Below are 6,503 nucleotides of genomic sequence, written 5' to 3' on the forward strand. Positions count from 1 at the left end.
CCCCCGGCTCCCCTCCCTCCTCTTCCTCCTTTCTTCCTCTCTCTCTCTCTTCCCCTCCCCTCCTCCTTTCCCCTCGTCCCTCTTCCTCTTCTCCTTCCTTTTCGCCAAGCAGCACGATCGCGCCGTCGCCGCCGCGGCGGATCTGGTAGCCGCCGTCGAGCGAGATGCCCTCGGGCAGGGTCGTCACGCGGGCAAGCTCGGGCAGGCCCGTCGAGGTGGAGTAGTAGCCATCGAACCGGATCTCGGGCGGCACGCCACCGAAGGAATCCTCGATGCGCGCGATGATCGGCATGGCGAACTCGAGCAGCTGGCTGTCGCCGCTGCCGTGGACCGAGATCGGCTGCGCGCGCGCGGCACCGGCGGCCACGGCGGACAGGAACCCGAGCGCGTCGGTGTCGAACTCTCCCTCGTCGAGCATGATGCCGCTGCGGTCGAGCGCGACGCTGGTCCAGAGGCCGAAATCCGCGTCGGGGCCGCAGAACACCCGGTGGGTGTGCTCGGCCCGCAGGGTCACGAGGTTGCGTCCGGCGTGCAGGGCCCCTTCGGGCAGCGGGATATCGGCACGGCGGAAGGCGTCGAAATTCTCGGGGCTGGCGGTGCCCACCAGCTTGCCGTTCACCAGCACGTCGAGTCGCGACCGCTCGGGCAGCACGTTGATGGTGCTCAGCGTCGAGAGCATCAGCGTGGTCGCCCCGGGTGCCGCGGGCAGGAACATCACGAAATCCGCCTCGTCCACCACGCCGCGGAGCGTGTAGCGGGTCTGGTCGCCGATCTCGGGATGCATGGCGCGCAGCGGCAGCAACACCTCGGCGGGCGCCTGTGGAGAGGTCGCGGCCGGCTCGACGGCGCCGTACTGCGGCTGACGCTCGGTGACGAGGCCGGGATCGTAACCGTCGAACGTCTCGGTCTGGGCCGGATCGGCGTCGGGCAGCTCTTCGAACTGGATGATCTGGGCCCCGGCGGGAGCGGCCGCCATGAAGGTGCAGCAGGCCAGCAGGGCGGGAAGGGTGCGCAGCCGCATCGTCATGTCGCGCCCCCGGTTTCCTCGGGCACGAGGAACTCGGTCGCCGGCGCCGGAAGCGCGCCGCGGTCGGCGAGGTAGTGCTCGATCGCGGTCTTCTCGACGGTGTTGCGGTCCTCGTCCTTGCGATTGTGCTGCGGCGCCGCGCGGTGCGTCACCAGCGCCAGCACCGAGGGGACAATCGAGCCGACGCTGAGGCGCAGCACGAAAACGATGCCCGAGATCAGGCCGCGGGCCTGCGGCAGCGCCTCGCGGGCGGCCACCCATTTCTCGCTGTTGCCGTAGACGAGGTAGGCGGTGATCTCGCTCGCGGGGATCAGCTGGCCATCCTCGACCTCGACGGTGACGGCGGTGCCGCGCCCGGCCTGTTCGTCGTGCGAGACCCGGGTCACATGCAGGCGCAGGTGGTGCTCAAGGTCGGGCGCCGCGGGGATTACGGGACACAGCACCAGCCGGTCGCCGGAGCGGATCATGCCCAGCTCCTCGCGGGCCTCGTCATCGTCGTTGAGCGTGAACTGCATGGTGCGGCCCGAGCTCATGCGCAGCACCGCCGAGACCCCTGCCCCGCCGGTCTTGGACTCGGACCAGACCGCGGCGGGGACCATGATCTCGGTCCGCGGCTTGCGCAGGCGGCGCTGGCGCTCGAACACCGAGCGCAGCGACAGCACGGTCAGGATGAAGTTGAACAACGCCCAGCCGCCGACGATCTGCACGATGAGCCGGTCGCCGGGATACATGTACCAGCGGATCCCGGCCGCGACGAGCCCGCCGAACATGAGCAGCGTGGTGATGAAGAGCGGCTTCATGACCGGCGAGATGAAGTCGTTGTCGAGCGATTCATCCTTGGCCGTCACGTTGAACTTGGCGGCGTGCGGCCGAAGCACGGTCTTGAACACCGCCATCAGCAGGTATGGCGTCTGCGCGATCTCGTAGACTTCCGATATCAACGGCCATCGCACCCGCGCGAAGAGGCCGTTCTGGACCAGGAAAGCGACCAGCAGGTAGGGCAGGATATAGGCCATCACCTCGTCGGGTTGCACCACGAAGACCTGCAGGCCGAAGAACAGGTAGAACAGCGGGCTGAGCAGGAAGGTCATCCGCACCACGGGGAAGAGCCAGTAGCTCATCGAGTTCAGGTAGCAGAAGCGCTGCGCCAGCGAGAGCCCGGACCGGAACAGCGGGTTCTTGAGGATGAGGATCTGCATCATCCCGGTCGCCCAGCGGCCGCGCTGCTGGATGAACGAGGCGAAGGTCTCGGGCTGCAGCCCGGCGATCATCGCGCGGTTGAGGTACATGCTCTCCCAGCCGCGTGAGTGGATGTCGAGCGCGGTCTCGGCGTCCTCGGTGATGGTCACACCCGAGATGCCGCCGACCTCGTCCAGCGCCTTGCGCCGCAGCAGCGCCGCCGAGCCGCAGAAGAAGGCGCCGCCCAGCCGGTCGAGCCCGCGATGGATGGTGCTGTAGAACATCTCGTTTTCCGAGGGGCAGGTCTCGGGCAGTCCGATGTTGCGCTCGATCGGGTCGCGGTTGGTGAAGAAGTGCGGCGTCTGCACGAGGAAGAGACGCGGGTTCTCGACGAAGTAGCCGGCGGTGCGGGCGAGGATGTCGCGGCTCGGCACGTGGTCGGCGTCGAGGATCAGCACGAGATCGCCGGACAGCCGCTGCAGCGCCGCGTTCAGGTTGCCCGCCTTGGCGTGCTCGTTCCGGGCGCGGGTCGAGTAGACGATGCCCATGTCGCTGCAGAGCTCCTGCAGCAACTTGCGCCGCTCCTGCGCCCCGCGCGAGATGTCGGGATCGGGGTGGTTGCAGCGCTGGTCGGTACCGCCGTCGTCGCAGAGCACGACGGTCTTGCGGCCCTCGGGGTAGATCACCTGCTTGGCCGCCGCCAGCGTCACCGCGAGCAGCTCGGGCGGCTCGTTGTAGGACGGCACGAGGATGTCGACGCTCGGCACCTGCGACGGGCGCATCGGCTTCGGCGGGTCGCGGTCGATGGGGTCGGCGGTGACCAGCGCGGTGAGGAAGAAGAGCGCGACGGTAAAGGTCTCGGCGCCGAACAGCACGACGGCCGCGGCGAACGAGAGCGGGTCGTCCTGGGACGGCAGGGTCTCGGCCAGGCGCCAGATCCAGTAGCGCATGACGAAGACGCTGGCGATGGCGAGCACGATGAACCGTGCCTGCCGGTTGGTCGAGGCGAAGCGTTTCAGAAGCCAGATGCTCGAGACGCCGACCAGCGCGAAGAGCGCCTCGACCGGCGTAGCGATGGGGGTCGCGGCCAGCACAACGATCACCGCCAGCAGTGCCAGCCACAGCAGGATCAGCAGGACCATGCCCGCCCCGAGCCGCTTGCGTTCACGCCTCATGGCAGCGGCCCCGCCAGTGGCGACAGCATGCGCTGGTGGCCCGACGGCGTGTCGGCGATCGCGGCGTAGCCGGTGTAGAGATCCGATATCGGCGCCAGCGCCTCTTCGGCGGTGCCGCGCATGCAGTTGCGCAGCATCATGTCGATGGACGAGGTCTTGAAGGGCATGATCCGGTCGTTGGCGTCGAGCCGCCGGAAGGCGAGCACGCAGGTGAGGTCGGTCCCGTTGGTCCACTGGGACCAGTGCAGCCAGCCGAAATCGTCCTCGAGCGAGGTCATGGGCTGGCCGTCGAAGTCGAGGAAGGGCTCGGGCGGGCCGTCGTTGCGTTCGACCATCACCGCCGGGCGGAAGCGCCCGATGCGCGACAGCGGGCCTTCGCGCGCCACCATCAGCATGAAGTTGTCCCCGCGGATCGAGGTCCGGTTGGGCAGCAGCAGCCGCTGCTCGGTGACCGAGCCGTAGTGCCGCTCGAGCACGAGCGAGACGTCGGGATGGCTGATCCAGGCATCGGAGAGCGGCAGCTGGATGAAGGGCGCGCGGTCGAGCGAGTCCCAGAATTTCGTGTTGATTTCGGAATAGGGCTCGCAGGCTGCCGCGAGGAGCGGCAGTGCCAGGCTGAGCGCCACCCGACGAAGCGTCCGGAACACACGGGACGCAACGCGGGAATCTGAAATCTTCGAATCCTGCATCTACGCCACCGGCAACATCTCTGAGCTGAAATACTCTGTGCACCGTATCGAACAGCCCGAAATAGTCGAGATTACGTTTTAATGGTGCATCCAGACGGCGAAAGGATTGTGGTTTTTGACGCACATAGCGCATGTTCTTCCTGTGGATTGATCGCTTGCCGAGACAGTCCAGAGGAGATTTCGGGCCGCGTCCGAAAAGGCGCCAACCCGCCGGAATGACGTGTAAAACCTGCATTTCAAAGGATGGTTTGCACCCACGAGCAGGCCTCCCGCACCCGCGGACGCGGGCGGAGAGGCCTTGGCAGTGGTCCATCGGGCGCTACGGCGCCCATGGCCGGTATGGGAAGGGGCGGCACGTCCACCGCCCCCTGGGGATTCGCGGTCAGCCGCCGGTCAGGCGATGGCCCCCACGTAGGTGAAGCTGTCGCCCTCGAGGCTCAGCCCGGAGACGCCGCCGAGCACCGCGATGAGCTCGTCCTCGTCGGTGCCCTCGCCCAGCAGCCAGATCGAGGTGCCGTCCGGCAGGTCCTCGCGGCCCTCGGCCAGCAGGTAGTCCGAGGCGCTGCCGAAGAGCTGCACGGTGTCGGTGCCGACCTCGAAGTCCCAGACATAGCCGTAGTCACCGGTGCCGTCGCTGGCGGCGATGCCGTCGTCGTAATAGGCCCGCGTCGCATCGCCGAAGACGAAGACATCGGCCCCGCCCGCCCCCACGAAGACGTCGATCTCACCCGCGCCGGGCAGCGCCGCGCCGGTGTCGACCGCGACCAGCACCTCGGCGGTGTCGTCGCCCTGGATGATGTCACTGCCGGTGATCTCGGTGACGGTGATGTCGCCGAAGGTGACATCGTAGTAGTGGGCATTGAGGTAGATGCCCCCGGTGGCCGGCGCCTCGTCGATCGAGAAGGTCTCGAGCGTCTGCAGCGTCCAGCCGGTGGGCTCGGCGGTGCCGGCCTCCCAGATCTTGAAGCTGTAGATCCGGTCATAGAGCCCGGTCTGCTCGACCCGGACGGTGAGGTTGTACTCGACCTCTTCGGACAGGGTCAGGGCCTGCGATCCGAGCTTCTGGCTGAAGCTATGATAGCTGTGGCTGGTGAGCTCGTCGGTGTAGAAGAACGCGGCGCCGGGCTCATAGCCCGAACGGGGCTGCCAGCCACTGATCGGCTCGTCGGTATGCCCCCCCCAGAGCATGCCGATGGCAAAGGCGCCGCCGTCGCGTCCGCGTGGGTCCACGTTCTCGAAATCGTGCCCGGTGATGGTCGTGCTGAGCTCATAGTTGTCCCAGCTGTCATCCCCCAGCACCAGCAGCCGGTCGTACCCGAGATCCACCGGCCGCGCGCCGTCCTGATCCCAGCTCCAGGTGCCGTCGACCACCTGGACCACGTCCTGCAGGTTGGTGACGGCTGACCAGTCGATGGAATAGTTTGCATCCCAGCTGTTGCCGGCTTCGTATTCGACAGTGACGTCCGTGGTGAAGACCGTGCCGTTCGTCAGCGTGGCGTAGATCGTGATGACGTCGTCGGTCGAGCTGCCGTCCAGTTCGGCGAAGTCGAGATCGATGTTGAAATCGCCGTCGTTCTGCAAACGGCGGGTATCGGCCCCGATCGAGAGCTCGCGCAATTCGCCGCCATTGAGGCTGTAGGACAGCGACACCACGTCGGACTCGACGCTTCCGAGAATGTTAATCGCGGTCTGCGCGTCGCCCGGCGTGCCGAAGCTCTGCACATCGCCATACCAGACGTCGATGGGCTGGCGGACCTCGAAGGTCACGGTCGCGCTCGCGGTCTGGCTACCGTCCGAGATCGTGTAGCTCAGCGTGTCGGTGCCCTCGTATCCGACGGGTGCCTCGTAAGTCCAGGTCCCGTCACCATTGTCGGTGAGCGTGCCGTGCGACACCGAGCCCAGCGCCACGACGGTCAGCGTGTCGTCGAGGTTGGGATCGTAATCGTTGGCCAGCAGGTCCGAGGCGTCGAAGGTCACGCTGTCGGTCAGGCCGATCATGTCATCCACCGCCACGGGCGCATGGCTCGAGGGCACGTAGCTTCCATCCTCGTCGGTGATCGGCTGCAACGAGTTCTCGAAATAATCGACGTATGCCGTGTAGCCGGGGACGGCGCCGGTGAACGAGGTGCTGCCCGCGAAAAGCCCGACCTGCGAGACCGTCATCTCGCGATCATAGGTGAAGGCCTCGACCCAGCCCGAGCCGCCGCCCCGATATTCGAAGGACCAGGCATCGCCCTCGCGGGTGATCCTGAGGTCGTCGACAACGCCGGATCCGATGGACTGGAACAACGGATAGGTGGTTTGCCCGCCCACGATCATGCCGACGATCAGGGTCAGCGTGCCGCCGGTGTAGGCAAGGTCGAAGCGGATCCAGTTCTCGTCATCCTGCACCACCAGCAGACCGTGCTCCTGGTAGCGCTGCGCGGGCTCGCT

Annotated in this window: 4 protein-coding genes; all 4 read right to left on the minus strand. The window is 66.8% G+C overall.

What is annotated here, in order from left to right:
- On the minus strand, positions 1 to 1,027 hold a 1,027-nt coding region (locus tag HC022_RS16525), incomplete at its 3' end, for a cellulose biosynthesis cyclic di-GMP-binding regulatory protein BcsB (protein WP_254885134.1).
- On the minus strand, positions 1,024 to 3,381 hold the full coding sequence (gene bcsA / locus HC022_RS16530; protein ID WP_254885135.1) for a UDP-forming cellulose synthase catalytic subunit: 2,358 nt from the start codon (positions 3,379 to 3,381) through the stop codon (positions 1,024 to 1,026). The genes bcsA and HC022_RS16525, both read right to left, overlap by 4 nt.
- The gene (locus HC022_RS16535; protein ID WP_167453159.1) at positions 3,378 to 4,007 is read right to left on the minus strand and encodes a hypothetical protein; all 630 of its coding nucleotides are present in this window, start codon (positions 4,005 to 4,007) and stop codon (positions 3,378 to 3,380) included. Before HC022_RS16535 ends, bcsA begins: the two co-directional genes overlap by 4 nt.
- 456 nt (positions 4,008 to 4,463) lie before the next feature.
- Positions 4,464 to 6,503 (minus strand): cadherin-like domain-containing protein (locus HC022_RS16540; protein WP_167453160.1); only part of this gene is annotated, 2,040 nt, incomplete at its 5' end.

Source organism: Salipiger sp. HF18, assembly GCF_011806505.1.
GTDB lineage: Bacteria > Pseudomonadota > Alphaproteobacteria > Rhodobacterales > Rhodobacteraceae > Salipiger > Salipiger thiooxidans.

Coding starts and splice junctions, on each gene's coding strand:
- bcsA (WP_254885135.1), bottom strand. CDS start 3,381: ATGAGGCGTGAACGCAAGCGGCTCGGGGCGGGCATGGTCCTGCTGATC.